This is a genomic window from Kitasatospora sp. NPDC127060, assembly GCF_042724935.1.
Classification (GTDB): Bacteria; Actinomycetota; Actinomycetes; order Streptomycetales; family Streptomycetaceae; genus Kitasatospora.
The window spans coordinates 103,799-128,870 of the sequence record NZ_JBHXEG010000001.1 but is presented as its reverse complement, the minus strand read 5'-3'; the positions used below and the strand labels follow the sequence as shown (position 1 = coordinate 128,870).

The window sequence follows — 25,072 nt, the reverse complement described above, 5'->3', positions numbered from 1 at the left end:
GCCTGCCCCTTCGGACAACCGCGCCGCCCCGCCTCCACCTCCGCCCACCCCGGCGCCCACGGCGCCCCCACCGCGCCCCCGCACGGGGCCGGCCCGGAACGCGCCCCAATTCACTTTCCCCGGGGCCCCCGCCCCCGCCCCCTCCCACCCTCCACCTCCCCCACCCGTACCCCCTGCCCACCCCACCTCGTGGAGGGAAGAGGAGAGCGGGGTCACGGGGGCGGGGCGCGGGACTTGCGGGTGGAGCTCCCGGAGGTGGAGTGCCCCGAGCGGGTCGCGTGGGCGGGCTGGGGGTGGACGGCAACGGCGAGGGTGGACGGGGAGTCGCCCGTCACGGCGATGTCCCCCGCGCGGTCGGTACGCAGGACGGTGGCACCCAGCGCGCGCAGGCGGTCGACCGTACGGGGTGAAGGATGCCCGTACGTGTTGCCCTCGCCGCAGGAGATCAGGGCGAGCCGGGGCCTCAGGGCACCGGTCAGGTCCCAGTCCTGATGCGCCGAGCCGTGGTGCGCCACCTTCAGGACGTCGACCCGGCCCAAACGCCCCAACAGGGCAGACTGGGCCGGCGGTTCGAGGTCACCGAGCAACGCCATCCGCAGACCGCCGGCCAGCGACACCACCAGTGCCACACTCGCGTTGTTCGCACCTGGCGCGTCAACGACCGCCCCGGGAACGGGCCACACCACGTCCCAAGCCAGCCCCGCACCGACCGAGCGCCGCTCACCACGACCCGCCCGCAGCAGCGGAACGGCGGCCCCGGCCGCCCACGCCGTCACCCGGGCCGCCTCGCCCGGTGGGTCGTCCAGCACCGTGCCCTCGACCGCGCCGACCCGGCGCCCCCGCAACACCCCTGGCACGCCCTCGACATGGTCCGCATGGAAGTGGGTCAGCAGCAGGAGCGGCACCCTGGTGACACCGAGCTCGCGCAGGCACCGATCGGCGGCGTCCGGATCCGGCCCGGTGTCGACCACCACCGCACTGTCCGGAACACCGGTGGCAAGGGCCAACATGTCTCCCTGCCCGACGTCACACATCGCCAGCCGCCACCCCGGCGGCGGCCAGCCCGTGGCGATCCGGGCGAGCTGCGGCGGGCGCAGCAGTACGGCCAGCAGCACCACCAGCAGCGCGCCCGTCACCACGGCCCGGGCCCAGCGCCGCCGGACACGGACCGGCCGGTCGGGTTCCGTCCGCCGGGGCAGTAGCAGCGGCGCCGCCCAGCAGGCGGCCAGGGTCACCAGGGCGACCGTGACCACTCCGAACCAGCCGCCGGGCCACGACAGTTGGCCGCCGGGCAGCTCGGCCCCCCGCCGTCCGACGAAGGCCAGCCAACTGGCCGGCACCCCGGCCGGCTCGGCCAGCAGCCGGGCCAGGGCCGGGAAGAGCGGCTGCAGGGCGAGCACTCCGAAGCCGAGCAGTGTCGCCGGAGCCACCGCCAGTTCGGCCAGCAGGTTGCACGGGACCGCGACCAGGCTGATGTGCCCGGACAGCACCACCGTCACCGGCGCGCACAGCGCCTGCGCCGCCGCCGTGGCCGCCAGCGCACCCGCCAGGTGGTGCGGCCAGCGCCGGGCCCGCAGGGACTCGGCCCAGGGCGGACCGAGCACCAGCAGCCCGGCGGTGGCGAGCACCGAGAGCAGGAAGCCGTAGGAGCGGGCCAGGAACGGATCCAGTAGGACGAGGACCAGTACGGCCCCGGCGAGCGCGGGTACGGCCTGGCGGGGGCGGCCGGTGGCCAGGGCCAGCATGCCGATCAGTCCCGTCCCGGCTGCCCTCAGCACGCTGGGCTCGGGTCGGCAGACGGTCACGAAGGCCAGCACCAGCCCCGTGCCGAGCAGCGCGCTGGTGCGCAGCGACAGCCCCAGCAGCGCGGCCAGTCCACGCCGTTCCGCGGTGCCGGCCTGGCCGGGTGCGCCCAGCAGTACGCCGAGGACGATCGCCAGGTTGGCCCCGCTGACCGCCACCAGGTGCACCAGGTCGGTGGCCCGGAAGGCGTCCACCAGGTCGTCGGGCAGCCGCGAGGTGTCACCGACGACCAGCCCCGGGAGCAGTCCGCGCGCGTCCGGCGGGAGCCCGTCGCTGGCTGTGCGCAGTCCCTCGCGTAGCCGCCCGGCGATCCGCTGCGGCAGGCTCGGCGGCGCGAGCTGCCGGGGCGGGCCGTGGACGACCAGCAGTGCTGCGGACTCGGTGTCGTGGCCCTCCCCCGCCGGACGCACTTCGGCCTCGACGGCCAGCCGCTCGGACGGCAGCAGCCGCAGCCAGGGCTCGGTCTCCGGACCACGGACCATGACGGTCACCGGGGTGTGTGTCCGGATGGGTCGCCCGCCCGGGAGGACGGTGGCACGGTCGGCCACGGCCTCGACGGTGAGCAGGGTCTGTCCGCCGGTGGTACCGCCCCGGGAGGTGTGGACCTTCGGGTCGCCCTCGACGGTCAGCTCCACCTCCACCGCCGGGGCGGGCTCGCCCGGGGAGCGCGGGGGCGCCTGTTCGGCCGCGTGAGCGAGTTCCGGCAGGGGCCCCCGATGCAGGTCGGCGGTGTGCAGCGGGGTCGCGATCGCGGCCGCCGCGCCGGAGAGCAGCACAGCTGCCAGCGCCACCGCGGCACCACGGCACCGCTGCTGGCCCGGCCGGGCCAGCAGCAGGACGGCCGCGAGCACGGCGCCGCCGGCCAGCGCGAAGAGCGCCGGCTCGGCTCCCGGCCCGAGGGGCAGGAGCACCGCCGTGACCAGCCAGGCCGAGACGGCGGGCAGCAGCAGCCGGAAGTCGGGACCCGAGGAACGGGGACGCGGGAGCGAAGCGGTGGTGGCGGACAAGGCGGTACCTCCCTTCGGGGGCGGCGCGGCGGAAAAGGGAACGGGCGTCAGAGGGTGAGCAGCGGACGGAGTTCCGCGAATGTTCGGGTGCCGATCCCGCTGACCTGCCGGAGCTGGTCGATCGAGCGGAACGAGCCGTGCGAGGTGCGGTAGGCGAGGATGCGCTGGGCGAGGGTCGGGCCGACGCCGGGGAGGGAGTCGAGCTGTTCGAGGGTGGCGCGGTTGAGGCTGACGGGTGATCGGGGCGTACCGGCGCCGGACAGTCCGCCCGGGCCGGCGGGGACCGGGACGGGCACCGGGGCCGACACCTGCTCGCCGACCAGGATCTGCTCACCGTCCGTCAGGACGCGGGCCAGGTTGAGGCCCCGGGTGTCCGTGTCCGGCAGCGGGCCGCCGGCCGCCCTCAGGGCGTCGGCCACCCGTGATCCGCCGGGCAGGGTGTGCAGGCCCGGCACGTGGACCCGGCCGCCGATGTCGATGACCACGGCGGCCTCGGCACCCGGGCCCGCGGTAGCCGCCGGCGGACCGGCCCCGCTGCCGGGCGGGCCGTCGCTCGCCGCCGGACCCGGTTCCGGCGGCACCGAGGCCGCGGCCAACGCCGGTACGGCCACCGCCTCCGGCCTGGCCAGCCAGAAGTGCTGCACGGCGTAACCCACCGCGAAGAGCAGCAGGATCGTCAGCCCGGCCACCGCCCGTCGGTCGAGCGCCAGCACCGAGGCGAACCGCAGGCGTGCCCCGGCCCCCGGCGGATCGGGAAGGTCCGCCGCTCCCGGAGGCGGCGCTGCCGGCTCCCCCGCCGCTGCGGGAGGCGCCGGAGCGGGTGACGGCGGCACGACAGCGGCCCGATCGGCACCCACCGGCTCGCCGTCCGTCGGCAGCAGCGCCGCCATCCGCAGCCGCACCGTCTCGTTGATCGCTTGGCGCTTCGCCGCGCCCAGGCCCAAGGTCGTCATGGCGAGGACGCTAGGAGCCCTCCGGCGGGCGTGCAGGAATTACCGAAACCCTGTGGATAACCCGGGGGTTGTGGATAAAAACGGTCACTCACACGAGTGGCCGCCCCTCCCCGAAGTTGACCGGCGCACGACGCCCCACCTCACGACGCCCCACCTCACGACGCCCCACCTCACGACGCCCCACCTCACGACGCCCCCCGCCACCGCCCCACCTCACGCCCCGCCCCGCCTCAGCGCGGCGCGACCACCACCGCCAGCAACCCGGGCCCGACGTGAGCGCCGATCACCGCCCCCACCTCGCCCACGTACAGCTCCCGCAGCCCCGGCACCCGCGTCCGCAGCCGCTCCGCGAGTGGCTCGGCCCGATCCTCGGCCGCCAGGTGGTGCACAGTGATGTCCACCTCCCCCTCCCCCGAGCGCTCGACGGCGATCTCCTCCAGCCGGGCGATCGCCCGCGACGCCGTCCGCACCTTCTCCAGCGGCTCGATCCGCCCCCCGTCCAGGTGCAGCAGCGGCTTGACCGCCAGCGCCGACCCGAGCAGTGCCCGCGCCGCCCCGATCCGCCCGCCCCGGCGCAGGTGCTCCAGGGTGTCCACGTAGAAGAAGCCGCTGGTCCCGGCCGCCCGCCGGGTCGCGGCCTCGGCCGCCTCCGCCAGTCCCCGGCCGTCCGCGATGGCCTCGGCCGCCGCCAGCACCCCGTAGCCGAGGGCCATGCCGACCAGGCGGCTGTCCACCACCCGCACCGGTACGGGCGCCTCGGCGGCCGCCAGCCGGGCGGCCTCGACCGTGCCGGAGAGCTCGCCGGAGATGTGCACCGAGACGATCCCCTTCGCCCCGGCCTCGGCGGCCGCCCGGTAGGTTGCGGCGAAGGTCTCCGGGTTGGGCCGGGAGGTGGTCACCCGTTGTTTCGAGCGCAGCGCCTCGGCGACGTCCTTCGGGGAGATCTCGACGCCCTCGCAGAGGACCGAGTCACCGACCGCGACGCTCAGCGGAACCACGGTGATCCCGTACCGGTCGAGGGAGTCCTGCGGCAGATAGGCCGTGGAATCGGTGACAAGTGCGAGGTCGGAGGGCATGAGGCGGAGATTACTCCCCGTTCGTCCGGGAGGACAGCGCCCGCACCCGCTCCCCCGCAGGCCGGACGCACACCGCCCGGCAGGCCCGGACGCCGACCGGGCTCAGCCCGCCGACGGCCCCGTCGAGGTGCCCGTCGACGGCTTCCGCAGCCGCTGCGCCAGCTTCGCCAGCGGGTCGGCCAGCCCGAGCAGGTCCTCGGCGCTCGGCCGTCCCTTCCCGTCCGTCAGCCCCGCCCGAGCGGCCCCACCGCTCCCCGCCGCACCCACTCCGGAAGCGCCAGAGGAACCAGCAGAACCAGCAGAACCGGCACCCCCCGAGTCCCAGTGCCGCAGCGCCCCCGCCTCGCTCTCGCACTCCTGGCTCAGCCGGCTCAGCTCGTCGTCCGCGAACCGGTGCATCCGGTCCTGCGCCGCCCACCGCATGGTCTCCGCCGCGTGGGTGATCCGCTCCGCCCGTTCCCGCAGCTCCGGCAGCTTGGCCGCGATCCGGGCGGTGTCCGGCTCACGCTCCAGCAACCGCAGTTCGCCGTCCAGCTCGGCCGCGTGCGCGTCCAGCCGGGTCAGCAGCGCGAGGGACTCGCCGAGCTGGCTGTCGTCCGCCAGCCCGCCCTCCAGCACCTGCCGGGTGCCGTCGAGCGCGGTGCGCAGCTTGAGGCGGACGGTGGCGATCTGCGCGGGCGGGCCGACCTTGGTGTAGGTCTTCGCCTTGAGGGTGGCGGTCTCGACGGCGCGCCGCGCGTTGGCCTCGTGCTTCTCGACCTTCGCGGCGACGGCCTTGGCCGCCTTCACCGTGCCGACCACGGCCAGGACGAGCGTCGCGATCCCGAAGAGCAGGACCAAGCCGATCATCACGCCGAACACGTCCATCGCGCGCCACCTTCCGCCACCGTTCCGGCACCCGACGGGCCCAACGCGGGCCGCAATGCCGTGGGTTCCACCGTAGCCGTGGCACCGGGCCGGAGGGCAGTGCGAAGGGGTCCGACGGGCGGAGATCAGGGACAGATCGGGGATCTCCCCGAGGGCCCCGCCCGCCCGAGCCCCCGCCCATCCGCCACGACCGCACAAGGCACCCCCACGACGCCACAGAACACCGTCACGACGGCCCAAGGCACGGCCACGACGCCACAGAACACCGTCACGACCGCACAAAGCACCGCCACGACGGCCCAAGGCACCGCCACGCCCCACAAAGCACCGGGCGGGCGCCCCGAAGGACACCCGCCCGATCAGCCACCGACCCCGAACCGGCCTCAGCCGGTCACGATGTTCACCAGCTTCGGCGCCCGGGCGATCACCTTGCGCACCGCCGCGTCCCCGATCGCCGCGACGACCGCCGGGTCCGCCAGCGCCAGCGCCTCCAGCTCGGCGTCGGTGATGCCGGGCGCGACCTCCAGCCGGGCCTTGACCTTGCCCTTGATCTGGACGACGCAGGTCACCGTCTCGTCGACCACGTACGCCGGGTCCGCCACCGGGTAGTCGGCGTGCGCCAGCGAGTCGCCGTGGCCCAGGCGGCGCCACAGTTCCTCGGCGATGTGCGGGGCCAGCGGCGCGACCATCAGTACCAGCTGCTCGGCCACGGCGCGCGGCGTGGAGCCGCGCTTGACCAGGAAGTTGTTCAGCTCGATCGCCTTGGCGACGGCCGTGTTGAAGCGCAGCCCGGCCATGTCGCCGCGGATGCCGTCGATCGCCTTGTGCAGGGCGCGCAGCGTCGCGTCGTCCGGCGCCTCGTCGGTGACGACCAGCTCGCCGGTGGTCTCGGAGACGACGTTGCGCCACAGCCGCTGCAGGAAGCGGTACGAGCCGACGACGGCCCGGGTGTCCCAGGGGCGGGAGACGTCCAGCGGGCCCATCGACATCTCGTACAGGCGTAGGGTGTCGGCGCCGTACTCGTCGGCGATCTCGTCCGGGGCGACGGCGTTCTTCAGGGACTTGCCCATCTTGCCGGCCTCGCGCTTGACCGGCTCGCCCTGCCAGAAGTACTTGCCGTCGCGCTCCTCGATCTCGGCGGCGGGCACCGGGAAGCCGCGCTCGTCGCGGTAGACGTCCGCGGTGATCATGCCCTGGTTGAACAGCTTGTGGAACGGCTCGACGGAGGAGACGTGGCCCAGGTCGTGCAGCACCTTGTGCCAGAAGCGGGCGTACAGCAGGTGCAGCACGGCGTGCTCGGCGCCGCCGACGTACAGGTCGGCGCCGCCGGCCGGCTTGGCCTCGGTGGGGCCCAGCCAGTAGCGCTCGTTGGCCGGGTCGACCACGGCGTCGGCGTTCGTCGGGTCGACGTAGCGCAGGTCGTACCAGCAGGAGCCCGCCCAGTTGGGCATGGTGTTGGTCTCGCGGCGGTACGTCTTGACGCCGTCGCCCAGGTCCAGTTCGACGTTGACCCAGTCCTCGTTGCGGGACAGCGGGGTCTCCGGCGAGGAGGCGGAGTCGTAGGCGTCGTAGGTGCGCGGCGAGTAGTCGTCGACCTCGGGGACCTCGACCGGCAGCATCGACTCGGGCAGCGCGTGCATCACGCCGTCCTCGTCGTAGACGATCGGGAAGGGCTCGCCCCAGTACCGCTGACGGCTGAACAGCCAGTCGCGCAGGCGGTAGTTGACGGTGCCCTCGCCGATGCCGCGCTCGGCCAGCCACTCGGTGACCCGGGCCTTGGCGTCCACCACGCTCAGCCCGTCCAGGGACGGACCGCCTTCGGGGCGCGCCGAGTTGACGATGACCGAGTCGTAGGTGTCGAAGGCGTCGTCCCACTCGGCCGGGTCGGATCCCCGCCCGTCGGTGGGCTCGACGACGCAGCGCATCGGCAGCGCGAAGGCGCGGGCGAAGGCGAAGTCGCGGTGGTCGTGGGCCGGGACGGCCATGATGGCACCGGTGCCGTAGCCCATCAGCACGTAGTCGGCGATGAACACCGGGACGGACTCGCCGCTGACCGGGTTGACGGCGTAGGCGCCGGTGAAGACGCCGGTCTTGACCTTGGCCTCGACCTGGCGCTCGACGTCCGACTTGGCGGCGGCCGTGGCGCGGTAGGCGGCGACGGCCTCGGCGGGGGTGGCGGCGCCGCCGGTCCACTCGGCGGGGACGCCCTCGGGCCAGGCGGCGGGGACGATCGAGTCGACCAGGCCGTGCTCGGGCGCCAGCACCATGTAGGTGGCGCCGAACAGGGTGTCGGGCCGGGTGGTGAAGACGGTGATCTTCCGGTCGCCGGGGGCCGCGAAGTCGACCCGGGCACCCTCGGAGCGGCCGATCCAGTTGCGCTGCTGCAGCTTGATGGCCTCGGGCCAGTCCAGCAGGTCCAGGTCGGCGATCAGGCGGTCGGAGTACGCGGTGATGCGCATCATCCACTGCCGCAGATTGGACTTGAACACCGGGAAGTTGCCGCGCTCGGAGCGGCCGTCCGCGGTGACCTCCTCGTTGGCCAGTACGGTGCCCAGGCCGGGGCACCAGTTGACCGGCACCTCCTTGGCGTACGCCAGACGGTACTCGCCCAGCACCTCGTCGCGCTCGCCGGCGGACAGCTCGGCCCAGGCGCGGCCGCCCGGCACCTCACGCGCGCCGGACTCGAACGCGGCGACCAGTTCGGCGATCGGACGGGCCTTGCCCGCCTCCTGGTCGTACCAGGAGTTGAAGATCTGCAGGAAGATCCACTGCGTCCAGCGGTAGTAGTCCGGGTCGATCGTGGAGATCGAGCGGCGGGGGTCGTGGCCCAGGCCCAGCCGGCGCAGCTGGTGGCGCATGTTGGCGATGTTGGCCTCGGTGGAGACCCGCGGGTGGGTGCCGGTCTGCACCGCGTACTGCTCGGCGGGCAGGCCGAAGGCGTCGTAGCCCAGCGTGTGCAGCACGTTGTGGCCGGTCATCCGCTGGTAGCGGGCGAAGACGTCGGTGGCGATGTAGCCCAGCGGGTGGCCGACGTGCAGGCCCGCGCCCGAGGGGTACGGGAACATGTCCATGATGAAGCTGTGCGGCTTCGCGGCGACGTCCCCGGCGGACGGGTCGGCGAGCTCACCGGTGGGGTTGGGGGCGTGGAAGGTGCCCTCCTTCTCCCAGATGTCCTGCCAGCGGGACTCGATCTCCGCCGCCAGCGCGGCGCTGTACCGGAACGGCTCGGTCGCGGTCGCGGTCTCGGCCGCGCCGGACGCAGGGGTCGTCTCGCTCATCGTCCTTCAAGCTCCATCGGTGTCAGTTGGCGAACCGCGCGACGCGGCCGACCGTGGACCCGTCCCACGAAGCGGGCGGGGGCGGAAAACAAAAAATCCCCTCGCAGGAGGGGACGCCACGCCGACTCCGGCACCGCCCGAGGGCGCGGCCGGTCCTGGTCAGCGCGGCCGGCTAAGGAGCAGGCGCACGGTTCGCATGGGCTCAGGGTACCGCAAGCAGGTCAGGGCACTCCGGGCCGTCCCACCGACGGCACCCCGGAGTGCCCGGACCGCCCCGGGAGCCCCGGGGACGCCAGAACGCACCCCGGAAGGCATTCCAGAAGCACTCCAGAACGCCTCGGAACGCCCAGTAGCACCCAGGTAACGCCCACTAACACCTCGGAATCGCCCTGGAACGCCCCGGGAGCCTCACCCCGCCGCGGTCCGCCCCGCCGCCTCGAAGTCCCGCAGCGCCCTGGCCAGCCGCTCCGACTGCATCCCCGCCGCCAGCGAGCGCGCCAGCCCGGCCGTCCGGGCGGCCTCCCGCTGGTCGCCGAGCTGCCGGTGGGCCTCGGCGAGGCGGACCATCAGCAGCGCCTTGGCACGGGCCCGCCCCGGTCCGAGCCCGGCGACGGCCTCGGCGAGCAGCGGCTTGGCCATCCGGTGCCGGCCGAGCGCCAGCCGCCCCTCCCCCACCATCCCGGCGACGCCGGCCCGGGCCTCCTCGGCGCCGGGCACACCGTCGAGTTCGGCGAAGGCCCGGGCGGCGAACTCCTCGGCCTGTTCGGCCTCGCCGCGACGGCCGTAGGCGCGGGCGATCCGGCCGAGCTGGCGGGCCCGGGAGGTGGGGCTGAGCGCGGGGCCGTGGGTCTCCAGCGCGGTGCGCAGCGCGGCGACGGCGTCCAGGCCGCGGCCGCCGCCACCCTGGGTGGCGATCACGACCAGCGCGCCGAGCCCGGCGACCCCGAGCCGGGGGTCGCCACTGACGTGGGCGGCGCGCAGCGCGGCGACGAAGGCCCGTTGGGCGGCCGCGTCGTGGCCGAGGTCGTACGCGGCCCAGCCGGCCAGCCGGGCGAGCCTGCTGGCGGTGCCGTACAGCTCGCGACCGAGCCGTTCGTCGTACGCGCCGAGTTCCAACAGCTTGGCCAGCATGGCGAGTTCGGCTCTGGTGGGGCCCAGGACGAGGCCGCCGCCGCAGGAGCGTTCGAGGCGCTGTTTGCTGCGGTAGGACAGGCCGAGTTCGCCGGCCAGGGCGGGGTCCACGCGCAGCGCGCCCTCGCCGCCGCCGACGGGTGGCGGCGGCGAGGAGAGCCGTTCGGCGGCGTGGTCGAGGTCGGCGCTGCGGAACAGGTCGGTGAGGCGGACCGGTCCGGCGTCGGTGGCGGCCTCGCGCAGGGCGGTCTGGGCGTTGTCGGCGGTCCACGGGTCGGTGAGCAGCCGGGGCGAGAGGATCTTGGCGCCGCGGTGGCCGCCCATCCGGCCCCAGAGCTGCTCGTAGGTGACGGCCATGCCGAGGGTGCGGCTGAGCACTTCGCAGACCGTCTGGTCGTGCGGGCTGCGCGGCACCATGCCGCGGTCGCGCCACTTGTACGGTGCGGTGGAGCTGATCGCCAGTCCGGGCGGCAGGGCGAGGCTCACCTCACGGGCGAGCCGTTCCGGACTCCAGCCGAGCTGGTGCAGTATCCGGGCCAGCTCCTCGTTCCGCCTTCGCTGCAGATCGGCCATGGCACGACGGTAGCGGTCTTTCCACCCCGCCCGCCGGTGGCGTGCACACAACGGCGAAGAGCCGCCCCCCGTTACCGGGTGGCGGCTCTCGACCACTGTGGAGCTACGGGGAATTGAACCCCGGACCTCTTGCATGCCATGCAAGCGCTCTACCAACTGAGCTACAGCCCCTCGACCTGCGATGTCACCGGGTTTCCCGTCGTTTCCGTCCGGTTTCCCTCGGCGACATCGACTACTTTACACGGTCCGGGGCGTGCTCCTGAAATCCGTTTCCCGAGGCAGCCGCGGGTAGCGCGGCGACCGCTCGCGAAGCGGCCACACCCCCCGGCGACGCGAAGCGACCACACCCCTCCGGCGACGCGAAGCGGCCGGCCCCGCCGATCGGTCACCGCGACGAGCACCCCGCCCCGCGAAAGCGGTCAGCGCGCCACCCGCCGGCTGCGCTCCGCGAAGCCCGCGCCGACGAGCACCAGCACCGCGTTCGCCGCCAGCGTGACCAGCAGCGCGTGCCCCGAGTCGGCGGCGGGTGCCGGCAGGTCCACCTGCCCGAGGAACACCGAGCCGAGCACCGCCACCCCGACCACCTGCCCGAGCTGGAGGACGGTCACCGTCATCCCGCTGGCGTCGGCCGCGTCCTCGGGCGCCACCCCCGCGAGCGCCCGGGCGAACAGCGGCGCGTACGCGCAGCCGGCGGCCAGGCCGAGCGCTGCCGTCTCCGCCAGCACCACCGCCCCGATCCCGGCGCCGCCGCCGAGCAGCACCCCCAGCAGCAGGTACCCGCCGCCGAGCAGCACCGCGGCGAGCACCGGCAGCACCGGGTGCAGCCGGCCCGGCAGCCGGTGCCAGCGCAGACTGGCCAGGCCGAAGCCGACCGCGACGGGTGCCGAGCAGAGCCCGGCCCGCAGCGCGCTGTGCCCCAGGGCCGCCTGCTGGTGCAGGGCGAAGGCGAACATGAAGCCCGCGTAGGCCGCCATGATCGTGAACAGTCCGGCCGCCGCCGGCCGCAGCCCGGGGGCGCGCAGCACCCGCCCGGGGATCAGCGGGTGCCCGCCGCGCCGGGCGACCCCGCGCTCGACCACCACGAACAGGCCGAACATCAGCACTCCGCCGGCGAGCATCGCCCAGCCCCAGAGCGGCCAGCCGAGTTCGTTGCCGAGCACCAGCGGCACCACCAGCAGGCCGAGCGCCGCGCCCAGCACCACCAGGCCGGGGAGGTCGAAGCCGCGCGAGGGGTCGCCGGGCAGCCGCGGCAACAGCCGGGCGCCGGCCGCCAGCAGCACCAGCCCGATCGGCACATTGACCAGGAACACCGGCCGCCATCCGGTGCCGAACAGGTCGGCGCTGACCAGCACCCCGCCGAGCGCCTGCCCGAGCGCGACGCCGACGGCCAGCACCGCCGAGTAGAGGCCGATCGCCCGGGTGCGGGCGGTGCCGGTGAAGGTGCGCTGGAGCAGGCTCATCACCTGCGGCACCATCAGTGCCGCGCCGGCGCCCTGGAGCAGCCGGAAGGCGATCAGCCAGCCGGTGGTCGGGGCCAGGCCGCAGGCCAGCGAGGTGGCGGTGAAGGCGGCCAGGCCCAGCTGGAACAGCCGGCTGAAGCCGTACCGGGCGCCGAGCCGGGCGCCGGTGATGAGCAGCACCGCGTAGGCGATGGCGTAGCCGGCGATCACGAGTTGCAGGGCGGCGCCGGAGGCGCCCAGGTCGGTGCGGATGGTGGGCACCGCGACGTTGACGATGGAGGAGTCGAGCACGGCCATGAACTGCCCGCACAGGACGAGCGCGAGGAGCAGTCCGGGCCGTACGGCCGGGTCCCCGGTGGTGCGTCCGGCCGCGCTGGGCCGGGTCTGAAGATCCGTCATGGCCACCAGCCTGGGGCGGGCCCGGTACTGGTGGTTAGAGCCTGCCGATCCTGGTACCGGCAGCACCTGTATCGCCCGTCCGCGCTGCGGCACGATGGACGCCATGACCGTGCTGGACGAACCCCCCGTCGCGACGGGCGGCCGCGAACGCCGCCGGACCGAGCTGGCCCGCTTCCTGAAGGCCTGCCGGGCACGGGTCACCCCCGAGGACGTCGGCCTGCCGCCGGGGCTGCGGCGCCGCACCCCGGGTCTGCGCCGCGAGGAGGTCGCGCAGCTCGCCGGGGTCGGGGTCACCTGGTACACGTGGCTGGAACAGGGGCGGCCGATCAACGCGAGCGAGCAGGTGCTGCTGGCGGTGGCCCGGGCGCTGCGGCTGGACGGCACCGAGCGCCAACACCTGTTCCGGCTGGCCGGGATGGCGCCGTCGGCGCTCGCCCAGCCGGCCCCGCCGGAGCTGAGCCCGGCGATCCAGGTGATCCTGGACTCGCTCGCCCCGCTGCCGGCGGCGGTCTCCAACACCCGCTTCGACGTGCTGAGTTTCAACCGGCCGTACCGCTCGCTGTTCGGCACCGAGCGACTCCGTCCGTCGCACGGGGTGTTCTTCAACAGCCTCTGGTGCATGCTGACGGCGCCGGAGTGCTGCAACCCGTGCGAGAACCCGGAGGAGACGCTGCCGCGGATGGTGGCGGTGCTGCGCTCGGCGTACGGCAGGCACGTCGGCGAGCCGGTCTGGGAGGAGCACGTGCGGCAGTTGTCGGCCCGCAGCGAGCTGTTCCGGGAGCTGTGGGCCCGCCAGGAGGTGGCGCCGCCGAAGACCCTGCAGCGGATCTTCCGCCATCCCGAGCTGGGCGTGCTGCGGTTGAACGCCACCTATCTGACGATGCCGGGCGTGCCGGAGTGCTACATCGTGGTGTACGTCCCGGAGGACCCGGCCGACCGGGAGCTGGTCGAGCGGCTCGACTCCCTGCCGCCGGGCGGCTGGCGGCACACCTGCGCGCCGTGAGCCACGCGCCACGGCCCCCCGGACCATCAACCACCCCGGAACGGCCGAGAGGCCGCCTCCCGTCCCCGGGTGGCGGCCTCTCGAACTGCTGTGGAGCTACGGGGAATTGAACCCCGGACCTCTTGCATGCCATGCAAGCGCTCTACCAACTGAGCTACAGCCCCGCGACACTGGCGACCCTGGCTCCGGAACTCCGATTTCCACGACCGCTGATGCGGAGTGGAGCTATGGGGAATTGAACCCCAGACCTCTTGCATGCCATGCAAGCGCTCTACCAACTGAGCTATAGCCCCGCACTCACCGGATCTCCCGCTTCCCTTCCGGGCCGCGTTCCTTCCCTGCGAACGAGGAAGACTCTAGCTGGTCAGGCCCGGAACTGCGAAATCCGCCCCCTCCGGGCCCCCCGTGAAGCCTCCGTGGATCCCCCGCCGAAGCCCCGCCGCCCAGTGCCGACCGGTGGGGATCAGGTGTCGTCGCCGATGACCGGCTGCGGGAGCGTGCCCGCGTTGTGCTCCAGCAGCCGCCAGCCGCGCGCCCCCTGGCCGAGCACCGACCAGCAGCAGTTGGACAGCCCGCCGAAGCACTCCCACAGGGGCGGCTCCAGACCCAGCAGCTGCCCGAGCATGGTCCGGATGGTGCCGCCGTGGCTGACCACGACCAGCGTGCCGTTCTCCGGCAGCTTGGCGACGGCCTCCAGCACCACCGGCACCGAGCGCTCGGCTACCTCGACGGACAGCTCGCCGCCGCCGCGGCGCACCGGCTCGCCGGCCGCCCAGGCCGCGTACTCCTCCGGGTGGCGCTCACGGATCTCGGCGTTGGTCAGCCCCTGCCAGGAGCCCGCGTATGTCTCCCGCAGGCCCTCGTGGTGCTGGACGTCCAGCCCGGTGACCTTGGCCAGCTCCTCGGCGGTGCGCCGGGCGCGCTTGAGGTCCGAGGAGATCAGCAGGTCGGGGTGGAGGCCGGAGAGCAGCCGGGCCGCCCGCTGCGCCTGCAGGACGCCCTGGCCGGTCAGCTCGATGTCCGTGGTGCCCTGGAAGCGCGATTCGAGGTTCCAGGAGGTCTGGCCGTGCCGCCAGAAGACGATGCGCGGGCCCCGCGCGTCGCGGCTCAGTGCAGGTCCTCGGGCTTGCCGAAGTCGTCGGCCGGGGCGACGGCGTTGCCGGCGTCGTCGGTGACGGCGTCGGGGCGGTTGCGCGACTCCATGGCGTCGGCGGGCAGCGGCAGCTCGGGGCAGTCCTTCCAGAGGCGGTCCAGCGAGTAGAAGGAGCGCTCCTCGGAGTGCTGGACGTGCACGACGATGTCCAGGTAGTCGAGCAGGATCCAGCGGCCGTCGCGCTCGCCCTCACGGCGCACCGGCTTGATGTCCAGCTGCTCGCGCAGCTGGTCCTCGATCTCCTCGGCGATCGAGCGGACCTGGCGGTCGTTGTTCGCGGAGGCGATCAGGAAGGCGTCGGTGATCGACAGCACCTCGCTGACGTCGAAGGCGATGATGTTGTGCGCGAGCTTGTCGGCCGCCGCCTGTGCGGCGACGGTGATGAGCTGCTGGCTGTGGTCGGTGACGGTCACGGTGATCTTCCGGCTCGGCGGCTTGGGAGTCCCCGGCACGGTGGCCGGGGTCGCCTTCCAGGATCTCACGCCGCTCCCGCGGCCTCGGAACGCATTTCCGGGGCCGCGGAGGCGGGCACGGGCGGGGGCGCCGCCGCCTACTGGTTCTTCGGCGGCTGGTAGTCCTTGCCGAGGACGACCACCAGGTCCGCGTTCTGGGCGTCGCCGACCTTCTTCACGGCCGTGTCCGGCAGCCCCAGGCTGCTCGCCAGGGACTTCGCGGCGGCCTGCCGGGCGTCGTCGGTGTAGCGGATCTCACTGGTGGCCTGCGGCGCGGTCTTGGCGCCGCCCGGGATGAACGTCAGGCCCGAGTTGACGATCTGGACCTGCGCGGCGGCGCCCGCCGCGTCGTTGCCGGAGGCGTCCTGCAGCGCGACCCGGGCGGGGGCGTCGCCGGCCGCCGCGGACTTCACGGTGCCGCCGAGCACGTCCTTGACCTGCTTGCCGGCGGTCGCCTCGTCCAGGGTGCCGTCCGGCTTGACGGTCAGCGCGGTGGTGCCGAAGTGGCCGTCCTTCGCCTGCTGGGCGAGCTGGGCGAGCACCCCGGCCAGGGCGTCCTCGGGCAGCGAGGGGTCGAGCACCGCGTTCATCCGGTGCACGTCGTCCTTGGCGTCCTTGAACTCGGTCGGCATGGTGCGCACCACCGCGTCCATCACCTGCCCGAACCGGGCCAGCTGGGCGTCCCGGTTCTCGCCGGGCCCCTGCAGGGTGGCGTAGGCGACCGCGGCCTTGCCGCTGAGCAGGGTGTTCTTGCCCGCCCCGGAGAGCAGCTTGCCGTCCGGCTTGCCGCCCTCGTGGGTCTCGGCGTTGGTGTCCACCCGGACGCCGCCGAGCTGGGAGACCAGCAGTTCCAGGTACGGGGTGTCCAGCCGCCAGGTGCCGGCCACCGGGGCGCCGAGCACGGTGGACAGGCCGTCGCGGGTGGCCGAGGCACCGATCGCGTCCATGGCCTGGCCGACCGTGGTCACCGGCGGGTCGCCGGGGCCGGGCAGCCGCAGCACGTCGGGCAGCAGCAGCACCGTGCCCTTGTGCCCGGAGGCGTCGTCGACCAGCAGCGCGCTGGACACCTTGCCCTGCAGGTCACGCAGGTGGACGACGTTGACCTGCCGCCCGCCGGCCGCGGCGGCCGCGGTCGGCTTGTCCCCGGTGAACCACAGGTAGCCGCCGACACCGCCGGCCGCGAGCGCCAGCACCACGCCCAGGCCGATCAGCCGGTTCTTCAGCTTGCGGCGCCGCTCGGCGCGCACCTCGCTGCGGGACTCGGCGAACTTCAGCCAGTCGATGACGTCCTCGGACTCCTCCGCCTCCTCGTCGACGAAGGTGAACTCGCCCGTGCTGTAACTGTCCTTGGGCGCCCGGGCCTTGCCCGGCCGGGCTCCGGCGACCTGTTCCGAGGGCGCCGCGGGCTCGGCCGGGGCCGCCGCCTCGGCCGGCTTGGGCGTGCGCCGGCGCGGCGGCGGCACGACGGCGGGTGCCGCGGGCGCGGCCGACGGCTCGGGCTGCGACTGCGGCTGCGGCTGCGGCTCGACGACCACCGGGGCGACCGGTGCGGCCTGGTACGGCTGCTGGTACCCCTGGTACCCCTGCTGCTGGTAGCCGTACGGGTCCTGCGCGTACACCGGCTGCCCGTACTGGTCGTACGTCTGCGGCTCGTACGGCTGCTCGTACCCCTGCTGCTGCGGGAACTGCCCGGTCTGCCCGTACCCCTGCTGCTGGTACCCCTGGGCCTGCTGCCCGCCGCCGTAGGTGCCCTGCCCGTACACCGGCTGCCCGTACTGGTCGTACGCCGACTGCTCGTACTGCTGCCCGTACCCCTGCTGCCCCTGCTGCCCCTGCTGGTACCCGGGGCCGGGGCCGGGGCCGGGGCCGGGGCCCTGCCCCTGATAAGGCTGCTGGTACTGCCCGGTGGACCACTCCTCCGGCTGCTGCCCGCCGTTGCCGCTGCCGTTACCGCTGCGATCGGTCACGCCCGCTCCTGGCTCAGGTCCCGTGCGGCGTCGCGTACAGCGCCCGCTTGTCGATGTAGCGGACCACGCCGTCCGGGACGAGGTACCAGACCGGCTCGCCCTTGGCGACCCGGTTGCGGCAGTCCGTGGAGGAGATGGCCAGCGCCGGGACCTCCACCAGGGAGACCCCGCCCACCGGAAGTCCGGCGTCCGACAGAGTGTGCCCCGGCCGGGTGCATCCGATGAAGTGGGCCAGCGAGAAGAGTTCGTCCGAGTCGTGCCAGGACAGGATCTGGGCCAGCGCGTCGGCGCCGGTGATGAAGAAGAGGTCCGCGTCCGGGTGGAGGGCGTGCAGGTCGCGCAGGGTGTCGACGGTGTACGTCGGGCCCTCTCGGTCGATGTCGATCCGGCTCACCGAGAACTGCGGGTTCTCGGCGGTCGCGATGACCGTCATCAGGTAGCGGTCCTCGGCCGGCGTGACGTGCCGGTCGCTCTTCTGCCAGGGCTCCCCCGTCGGGACGAAGATCACCTCGTCCAGGTGGAACGCACTCGCCACCTCACTGGCGGCGACCAGGTGGCCGTGGTGGATCGGGTCGAAGGTGCCGCCCATCACGCCGAGGCGCTTCTTCACCGGTTCCGGTCCGCCGGGATTCCCGGCCTGCTCTCCCATGCCGCCACACCTTACGCGACGCCCGTTGCGGTGCGGGAACGCCCGTGTGGGGGTTGTCCGCAGATGCGTGAGGGAGCGGCCGGCCCTCTGGCCGGACGCTCCCCGAGCGGTCCCAGGACCCGGCTCAGCGGTCCCGGTTGAAGCGGGTCGTGATGAAGAGCAGGAGCACCAGGATGAACAGCGCGGAGCCACCCGTCAGCAGCGGGTTCAGGCTGTCGTGGTTGCCCCCCTCGCCCTCGGCGAGGAGGTTCAGAACGGGGAGTGCGGCAGCAGTGCTCATGGTCGGCGGGACCTTCTCGGCTCGGTGAACGGACCTGGGGGTGGTTCCGGGCCGGTGAGGGCCCACCCGTCATCGTACGGGGGGTTACACGGCAACCGCTCGGCGGCCCACCGCCGCTGACCGGGCGTGAGGGGGTGCGGCCGGGAGCGGGGTCTACTGGCCCCGGAAGGCGCGGGCCATGACCCAGACCAGCAGGCCGATCCCGACGAAGGACGCGATCACGATGATCCGCAGGAACAGGCCCGGGCCGGCCTCGTCGGAGATGGGGGCGGCCAGGCTGACCAGCGCTTCGGTGGACATCTGAGGGGCTCCTCGAACTGCTCGTACCGCGGCCGGATCCGGTCCCGGTTCTCCAGGGCATTCAGGGTAAACCCGCCTCACACCGGCGCCACCCACCGGCCCCCGTGACCCGCCGACCCGCCCGTGACCGCCGCCGTGACCGCGCCCCGGGGACGAGTACGCAACCGCGGACGTTGCACAGGCAGTCGTTGCAGACGAGCAGTCGAGCAGACGAGTCGTTGCAGGCGAAGACCAGCGGGGGGCCGGGCGCTGCGCCGGGCCGCCGTCGACCAGGAGGTACGCAGACCATGACCGACACGACCGCGAAGACCCCGAGCCGCCGTCGCCGGCGCTTCCCCGAGATCTCCACGCGGGCCTGGGAACACCCGGCGGACCGCTCCGCGCTGGTGGCCCTGCGCAAGCTGTCCGGCTTCGACGACATCCTGAAGAAGCTCGCCGGACTGGTCTCCGAGCGCGCGATCCGGCTGATGTTCCTGGCCACCGCCGTGAAGACCTCCGAGCGCCAGTTCCCCGAACTGCACGACATGGTGCGGGACACCGCCTACGTGCTCGACCTGGAGCAGGTCCCGGACCTCTACGTCACCCAGGACCCGTCGGTCAACGCCTTCACCATCGGCATCGACACCCCGATCATCGTGATCACCAGCGGCCTGGTCGAGCTGATGGACGAGGAGGAGCTGCGCTCCGTCATCGGCCACGAGGTCGGCCACGCGATGTCCGGCCACGCCGTCTACCGGACGATGCTGATGATCCTCACCAACATCGCCACCCGGATCGCCTGGGTGCCGCTCGGCAACCTGGCGATCACGGCGGTCATCACCGCGCTCAAGGAGTGGTTCCGCAAGGCCGAGCTGTCCAGCGACCGGGCCGGCCTGCTCGCCGGGCAGGACCTCCAGGCGTCCATGCGGGCCCTGATGAAGCTGGCCGGCGGGCACAACCTGGCCGAGATGAACGTCGACGCCTTCCTGGAGCAGGCCGAGGAGTACGAGAAGGCCGGGGACCTGCGCGACGGCGTGCTCAAGCTGCTCCAGCTGCTGCCGCAGACCCACCCGTTCGCGGTGGCCCGGGTCGCCCAGCTGAAGAAGTGGGCGGAGAGCGACGAGTACCGCTCGATCCAGGCCGGCGCCTACCCGCGCCGCACGGACGACCGGGACGCCTCGGTCGGCGAGCAGTGGAAGGCCGCGGCCGAGCACTACTCGACCTCGGTGAAGGAGAGCAAGGACCCGCTGATGGGCCTGCTGCGGGACGTGGCCGGCGGCGCCGCGACGGTCGGCGGCAAGCTGCGCGACACCTTCACCGGCGGCAACGGCAGCCGCGGCGGCTCCGCCCCGGGCGCCCAGGCGGGCGGCTCCTCGGACCGCACCGAGGGCTGAACCGGCCCCCGAACCCCGCGCCGTGGACGGCCGGTGACCCACCCGGGCCACCGGCTGTCCGCCGCTCCCGGCCACCGACCACCCGCCACCGACGACCGACGACCGGCCACTGACCACCGGCCACCCGCTCAGCCCCCCGCCAGCACCCCGCACACCTGCCAGGCCGGCCGTGCGTGGTTGCCCGGGTCGACCGGCGTCGGCGGCGCCACCGCGGTGCCCTGCCCGGTGGCCAGCACCGGCTGCAGGAACCCCGCCATCGAGGCGGTGCACGGCTCCGGTCCGGCCTGCAGCACCGCGTCCACCAGCCGCAGCTGCGCCTGCCCCAGGTCGACCCGGTCGAACTGGAAGGTCAGCTCGCGCCGCACGGTCTCCAGGGTGACCGGCGCTCCGGCCGGGGCCCCGGCGGGCTTCAGCGCGTAGACGAAGGTGTGGTCGGTGGTGATCTGCAGGGTGCTGCCGTCCGCCTCGTCGACCCGCATCGCGCCGACCGTCTTCACGGTGTCGGAGGCGAGCGCGACCTGCGCCGGGTCGAAGCGGACGATCCAGCCGGTCACCGCGTGGTGCCGGTCGTCCACCGGCTGGGCGGCGGAGGCGTCGAACTGGGCCTGCTCACCGGGCGTGACGTAGGCCCGCACATCCGTGGTGACGCCTTGGACCAGCGCCGCCGGGGACAGCGAGGAGGCGACCAGGTAGCGCTGCACGGTGTCGAGCGCCTTGGTCACCTCGACCTTGCTGAAGTGCTCGGTGGCGGCCCCGGCCGGGGTGTTCAGCCCGGCCGTCCCGTCCCCGTACCCGGACGGCAGCGCGGCGAACGGACGCGCCGGGTCGGCGACCGGCCGTACGGTCGAAGCCGGACTCAACGCGACCAGGCTGACGGTGAGTTGACTGCCCTCCGGCCGCAGCGGGATGCCCTTGGGCGAGTTCACCCCGAAGTACACCGCGGCTCCGAAGGCCAGCAGGATCAGCAGCAGCAGGGCCAGCGCCTGGCGCGGCACGGAGCCCAGTGGGCCCAGCCGCACCCGGGCCCGGGTGGCCTTGCCGAAGGAGCCCGCGAGCCGTTCCCGGGCGGAGAGCTCCTGGATCCGGGCAGCGCGGACGAACGACTCGTCGAAGACGACGGACCGGAACTCGTCCTCATTGCCGGAACCGCCCTCGGGCGTACCCTCAGGAGGCTCGCGCGGGTCACCCATAGCACCAGGGTAGGCGCACCCGGGGCCCGCCACGAGGGCTCCGGCGCAGATTGCCGGGAACGCTCCGTGACCGACCGCCCCGGGCGCACGCCCCCGGTCAGCCGGCCGGTGCGGTGACCACCGGTAGCGGCTCGGCGGGCGCGGACCGCGGGTCCGCCCCCGGGCTGCTGTTGCCGGACTCCGGGCGCCGGGGAGCGCCCGAGGTGCCGCCCACGCCCTGGTAGATCGCCGCGACCGCCACCGCCACCAGGCTCACGCCCATGATCACGGCGAGCACCCAGGCCACCGGCCGGTGCCAGCGCTGCTGGGCCACGTACCGGCCGCGGGTCCGCACCGGGTCGTAGCGCCGTCCCCAGCGCCGTCCCGGATGCCCGCCCGCCCGGCCCGGGCCCGACCAGGGGTCGGGGTAGAGGTGGTCGTCGTCGAGTCCGCTCGGGTGCGGGCGCAGCTCCAGCGGCAGCCCGTCCCCGACCGGAACGTCATAGCTCCAGCCCGGTCCCGCGGCGTCCGGCTCGAACCGGGCCTCGGCGGCGGCGAGCTGCCGCTCCTTGGCCGTCGGCTCGTGCACGGCGGCGGACCGGACGAAGGCCTCATCGAAGACCACGGTGGCGAACTCGTCGTCCGCACCACCGTGGTCGGCGCCGTCGGGGTACGGCAAGCCCCCCACATCCTCAGCCACGGATTCAGCGTATTACCGGCCGGGCGATTTGTCTGTGGCTCCCGGCAGTTGGTCCGTCACACGTGTGACGGCCGCCCCTCAGCGGGCGTCCGCGCCCCCGCCCACGGCCGGCGTCGCCCAAGGCCTGTCACCTGGATCCTGGCCGGGTCCGACCGGATCCAGGAGACAGGCCTAACCGCGGACATGCCCGTCACCAGTGACGATGTACTTGGTGCTGGTCAGCTCCGGCAGGCCCATCGGGCCGCGGGCGTGCAGCTTCTGGGTGGAGATGCCGATCTCCGCGCCGAAGCCGAACTCACCGCCGTCGGTGAACCGGGTGGAGGCGTTGACGGCCACCGTGGTCGAGTCCACCAGCTGGGTGAAGCGGCGGGCGGCGGCCTGCGAGGTGGTGACGATCGCCTCGGTGTGGCCGGAGGACCACCGGCGGATGTGCGCGACGGCGGCGTCCAGCGAGGGCACCACGGCCGCGGCCAGGTCGTACGAGAGGTACTCGGCGCCCCAGTCCTCGTCGGTGGCCGGAACCACGGTGGCGCCGGTGCCCTCGGCCGCCTTCAGCACCGCCTCGTCGCCGTGCACCGTCACCCCGGCCTCCGCCAGGGCGGCCAGGGCGAGCGGCAGGAACTCGTCCGCGACGTCCTGGTGCACCAGCAGCGTCTCGGCGGCGTTGCAGACGCTGACCCGCTGGGCCTTGGAGTTCAGCAGGATCCCGACGGCCATCGCCAGGTCGGTCCGGGCGTCCACGTACACGTGGCAGTTGCCGGTGCCGGTCTCGATCACCGGAACGGTCGAGCCCTCGACCACGGTGCGGATCAGCGAGGCCCCGCCGCGCGGGATCAGCACGTCGACCAGGCCACGGGCGCGCATCAGCTCCTGCACCGACTCCCGGCTCTCCCCCGGCACCAGCTGGATCACGTCGGCCGGCAGCCCGGCCGCGACCACGGCGTCCCGCAGGACGGCGACCAGCGCGGTGTTGGAGCGGTAGGCGGAGGCGGAGCCGCGCAGCAGCACCGCGTTGCCGGACTTCAGGCAGAGCGCGGCGGCGTCGACGGTGACGTTCGGCCGGGCCTCGTAGATGATGCCGACCACGCCCAGCGGCACCCGGACCTGGCGCACGTCCAGGCCGTTCGGCAGCGTGTAGCCGCGCACCACCTCGCCGACCGGGTCGGCCAGGCCGGCCACGTCCCGCACGTCGGAGGCGATCGCGGCGATCCGCTCGTCGGTCAGGCTCAGCCGGTCGATCACCGACTCGGCCGTCCCCGCCGCGCGGGCCCGCTCCACGTCCTCGGCGTTGGCCGCGACGATCTCGGCACTGCGGGCGACCAGCGCGTCCGCGATCGCCAGCAGCGCGGCGTCCTTGGCCCGGCGCGGCAGCGGGGCGAGCGCGGCGGCGGCCTCCCGGGCTCGGCGCGCTACGGCGAGGACGGGGCTGTCGGCGGTGGCGAGATCGCTGGTCATGCCGCCAAGGGTAGCGACTGGCCCGTGCCCCCCGGCCGTCATTTCGCCCGGTGAGACACCGGCCGGACCGCCGGTCAGTACGGGTGCACCCCGCCCAGGTGCGGCGGCGGCGTACCGAAGCCCTCCGCGACCCGCTTGTGGTACGTCGCCCGGTCCACCACCTCCAGCCCGACGATCTCCCACGGCGGCAGCTTGGCGGTCACCTTGTGCTCGCCCCACAGCCGCAGCGCGATCGCCGCCGCGTCGTGCAGGTCCCGGGCCTGTTCCCAGTACCGGATCTCGGCGTGGTCGGCCGCGTAGCGGGCGGTCAGGAAGAACGAGTGGTCGTGCGCCAGCTGCTCCAGTGAGGCGCGCAGCGAGGACAGCGGGGTGGTCTGCCCGGCCACGCTCAGCACCACGTGCCACAGCCGTGCCTGCTCCGGCACGCTGGGCGGGTCCGCGGCCTGGGCGCGCTGCGGCCGCACCCTGCGCACCCCGCCGGGCCTCTGCGGCGACGGACCGGCCGGCTCGGCGGGGGCGTCCCCGCGTCCGCCGTCGATACTGGTCAGCCGCCGGCCCGCCGTCCCTCCGGTCAGCGCTGCCTCGCGCCTGCGTTCCACCGGCGGCCTCCTGTTCGGCGATCTCGTGTCGTCCCCCGGCCCGCCGGCCCTCGGCCGACCGGTACGGCTGCGCCCCTCCTCGCCCGTTGGCCGGGCCGCTCCCGGTTTCGGAGCGGCCCGCCGACCGCACTGCGCCACTCGGCCGGTGCCGGCCGGACGGCCGGTCAGCCGTGCAGAACGACCAGGTCGTCGCGGTGGACGACCTCGCGCTCGTACCCGGCGCCGAACTCCTGGGCCAGGTCGCGGGTGGACCGGCCGAGCAGGCGGGGCAACTCCCTCGCATCAAAGTTGACCAGCCCGCGGGCCACGATGTGGCCGTTTTCGGCAAGAAGGTCCACCGGATCACCCGCGGCGAACTCCCCGTCGACCTTGGTCACCCCAGCCGGCAGCAGCGAGGCACCGCCGGAGACGACCGCCTCGACCGCGCCCGCGTCCAGGTGCAGGGCGCCGCGCGGGCTGCTCGCATGGGCCAGCCAGAGCATCCGGTCGGAGGTGCGGCTGCCGGTGCGCCGGAAGAGCGTGCCGGTGGGCCGTCCGGCCAGCGCGTCGGCGGCGTGGCTGGCCGCGGTGAGCACCACCGGGATGCCCGCGCCGGTGGCGATCCGGGCCGCCTCGACCTTGGTGACCATGCCGCCGGTGCCGACGCCCGCCTTGCCGGCGCTGCCGATCTGGATGCCGTCGAGGTCGTGCGGGCCGCCCACCTCGGCGATCCGGCTGGTGCCGGGCCGGGACGGGTCGCCGTCGTAGAGGCCGTCCACGTCGGAGAGCAGCACCAGCAGGTCGGCCCGGACCAGGTGGGCGACCAGCGCGGCCAGCCGGTCGTTGTCCCCGAACTTGATTTCGGCGGTGGCGACGGTGTCGTTCTCGTTGACGACCGGCATCGCGCCCATCGCCAGCAGCTGGTCCAGCGTCCGGTAGGCGTTGCGGTAGTGGGCGCGCCGGCTGGCGTCCTCGGCGGTGAGCAGCACCTGGCCGACCCGGATGCCGTACCGGGCGAAGGAGGCGGTGTACCGGGCGACCAGCAGTCCCTGACCGACGCTGGCGGCGGCCTGCTGACGGGCCAGGTCCTTGGGCCGCTTGTCCAGGCCCAGCGGGGCGAGCCCGGCGGCGATGGCACCGGAGGAGACGAGGACGACCTCGGGCGCGTCCGGACGGCTGCGCACCTTGGCGAGCGCGTCCACCAGGGCGTCGACCCGGTCGGCGTCCAGGCCTCCGGCCGCCGTGGTGAGTGAGGAGGAGCCGACCTTGACCACGATCCGCCGTGCGGTCAGCACCTCCTCCCGCAGTGAGTCCTCGCTCATCTCGCTGTACGCCCTTCCGGTGTGGTGCTGGTGCGGCGGGGCCCGGCCCGGCCGTCATGCCCGAAATCTACGCGATCCGCGCAGGTCACCCCCAGGGGGTTTCACCGGCTGGACCCGCCCTGGT

At 74.0% G+C, this 25,072-nt stretch carries 20 protein-coding genes and 3 tRNA genes; 2 read left to right on the top strand and 21 right to left on the bottom strand.

What is annotated here, in order from left to right:
* Positions 1-212: 212 nt before the first annotated feature.
* From ACFWIS_RS00520 to ACFWIS_RS00485, 8 genes are all read right to left on the bottom strand, one after another.
* Positions 213-2,810, bottom strand: coding sequence for a ComEC/Rec2 family competence protein (locus tag ACFWIS_RS00520; RefSeq protein ID WP_380462024.1), 2,598 nt, complete (start codon positions 2,808-2,810; stop codon positions 213-215).
* 47 nt (positions 2,811-2,857) lie between these two features.
* Entirely contained in the window at positions 2,858-3,763 is a 906-nt protein-coding gene (locus ACFWIS_RS00515) for a helix-hairpin-helix domain-containing protein (RefSeq protein ID WP_380462025.1), read from the bottom strand.
* Positions 3,764-3,993: 230 nt separating this feature from the next.
* On the bottom strand, positions 3,994-4,839 hold the full coding sequence (locus tag ACFWIS_RS00510; protein ID WP_380462026.1) for a DegV family protein: 846 nt from the start codon (positions 4,837-4,839) through the stop codon (positions 3,994-3,996).
* Positions 4,840-4,941: 102 nt separating this feature from the next.
* Complete coding sequence (locus ACFWIS_RS00505; protein WP_380462028.1) at positions 4,942-5,706, bottom strand: hypothetical protein; 765 nt, start codon at positions 5,704-5,706, stop codon at positions 4,942-4,944.
* 383 nt (positions 5,707-6,089) lie between these two features.
* Positions 6,090-8,984, bottom strand: a complete 2,895-nt coding sequence (leuS, locus tag ACFWIS_RS00500; protein WP_380462029.1) for a leucine--tRNA ligase — start codon at positions 8,982-8,984, stop codon at positions 6,090-6,092.
* Positions 8,985-9,392: 408 nt separating this feature from the next.
* Positions 9,393-10,688: a hypothetical protein gene (locus ACFWIS_RS00495; protein WP_380462030.1), complete on the bottom strand. Its 1,296-nt coding sequence runs from the start codon at positions 10,686-10,688 to the stop codon at positions 9,393-9,395.
* A gap of 98 nt (positions 10,689-10,786) precedes the next feature.
* A tRNA-Ala gene (locus ACFWIS_RS00490) sits at positions 10,787-10,859 on the bottom strand.
* Between the two features lie 248 nt (positions 10,860-11,107).
* On the bottom strand, positions 11,108-12,547 hold the full coding sequence (locus tag ACFWIS_RS00485; protein WP_380462032.1) for an MFS transporter: 1,440 nt from the start codon (positions 12,545-12,547) through the stop codon (positions 11,108-11,110).
* Between the two features lie 103 nt (positions 12,548-12,650).
* On the opposite strand from ACFWIS_RS00485, the gene ACFWIS_RS00480 reads away from it, so the two are divergent.
* Positions 12,651-13,550, top strand: a complete 900-nt coding sequence (locus ACFWIS_RS00480; protein ID WP_380462034.1) for a helix-turn-helix transcriptional regulator — start codon at positions 12,651-12,653, stop codon at positions 13,548-13,550.
* Positions 13,551-13,641: 91 nt separating this feature from the next.
* Here the strand turns inward: ACFWIS_RS00480 and ACFWIS_RS00475 are convergent.
* The 8 genes from ACFWIS_RS00475 to ACFWIS_RS00440 all read right to left on the bottom strand — a co-directional run bounded on the left by ACFWIS_RS00475 (position 13,642) and on the right by ACFWIS_RS00440 (position 18,351).
* Positions 13,642-13,714, bottom strand: a tRNA-Ala gene (locus tag ACFWIS_RS00475).
* Positions 13,715-13,770: 56 nt separating this feature from the next.
* A tRNA-Ala gene (locus ACFWIS_RS00470) sits at positions 13,771-13,843 on the bottom strand.
* A 170-nt stretch (positions 13,844-14,013) separates the two neighbouring features.
* Positions 14,014-14,661 carry a histidine phosphatase family protein gene (locus ACFWIS_RS00465; protein ID WP_380462046.1) on the bottom strand — a complete coding sequence of 216 codons (648 nt, stop codon included), beginning with the start codon at positions 14,659-14,661 and terminating at the stop codon, positions 14,014-14,016.
* Positions 14,658-15,116, bottom strand: a complete 459-nt coding sequence (gene rsfS / locus ACFWIS_RS00460; RefSeq protein ID WP_188306799.1) for a ribosome silencing factor — start codon at positions 15,114-15,116, stop codon at positions 14,658-14,660. The genes ACFWIS_RS00465 and rsfS overlap by 4 nt, the downstream gene beginning before the upstream one ends.
* A 137-nt stretch (positions 15,117-15,253) precedes the next feature.
* Positions 15,254-17,122 carry an LCP family protein gene (locus ACFWIS_RS00455; protein WP_380462036.1) on the bottom strand — a complete coding sequence of 623 codons (1,869 nt, stop codon included), beginning with the start codon at positions 17,120-17,122 and terminating at the stop codon, positions 15,254-15,256.
* 13 nt (positions 17,123-17,135) lie between these two features.
* A complete protein-coding gene (gene nadD / locus ACFWIS_RS00450) occupies positions 17,136-17,771 on the bottom strand; it encodes a nicotinate-nucleotide adenylyltransferase (RefSeq protein ID WP_188306316.1) in 636 nt (211 codons plus the stop codon).
* 124 nt (positions 17,772-17,895) lie between these two features.
* Entirely contained in the window at positions 17,896-18,051 is a 156-nt protein-coding gene (locus ACFWIS_RS00445) for a hypothetical protein (RefSeq protein WP_380462037.1), read from the bottom strand.
* 153 nt (positions 18,052-18,204) lie between these two features.
* Positions 18,205-18,351 (bottom strand): hypothetical protein, encoded by a 147-nt coding sequence (locus tag ACFWIS_RS00440; RefSeq protein WP_380462039.1) that lies wholly within the window; start codon positions 18,349-18,351, stop codon positions 18,205-18,207.
* 287 nt (positions 18,352-18,638) lie between these two features.
* Between ACFWIS_RS00440 and ACFWIS_RS00435 the strand changes: the two genes are divergently transcribed.
* Positions 18,639-19,724, top strand: coding sequence for a M48 family metallopeptidase (locus tag ACFWIS_RS00435; protein ID WP_380462040.1), 1,086 nt, complete (start codon positions 18,639-18,641; stop codon positions 19,722-19,724).
* Positions 19,725-19,852: 128 nt separating this feature from the next.
* Here the strand turns inward: ACFWIS_RS00435 and ACFWIS_RS00430 are convergent, their stop codons facing one another.
* The 5 genes from ACFWIS_RS00430 to proB form a co-directional block, all read right to left on the bottom strand.
* A complete protein-coding gene (locus ACFWIS_RS00430; protein ID WP_380462041.1) occupies positions 19,853-20,914 on the bottom strand; it encodes a hypothetical protein in 1,062 nt (353 codons plus the stop codon).
* A 97-nt stretch (positions 20,915-21,011) separates the two neighbouring features.
* A complete protein-coding gene (locus tag ACFWIS_RS00425; RefSeq protein WP_380523435.1) occupies positions 21,012-21,593 on the bottom strand; it encodes a hypothetical protein in 582 nt (193 codons plus the stop codon).
* A 171-nt stretch (positions 21,594-21,764) separates the two neighbouring features.
* Positions 21,765-23,048: a glutamate-5-semialdehyde dehydrogenase gene (locus ACFWIS_RS00420; protein ID WP_380462042.1), complete on the bottom strand. Its 1,284-nt coding sequence runs from the start codon at positions 23,046-23,048 to the stop codon at positions 21,765-21,767.
* 74 nt (positions 23,049-23,122) lie between these two features.
* Complete coding sequence (locus ACFWIS_RS00415) at positions 23,123-23,647, bottom strand: hypothetical protein (protein WP_380462044.1); 525 nt, start codon at positions 23,645-23,647, stop codon at positions 23,123-23,125.
* 164 nt (positions 23,648-23,811) lie between these two features.
* A complete protein-coding gene (gene proB, locus ACFWIS_RS00410) occupies positions 23,812-24,948 on the bottom strand; it encodes a glutamate 5-kinase (protein ID WP_380462045.1) in 1,137 nt (378 codons plus the stop codon).
* Between the last annotated feature and the right edge of the window lie 124 nt (positions 24,949-25,072).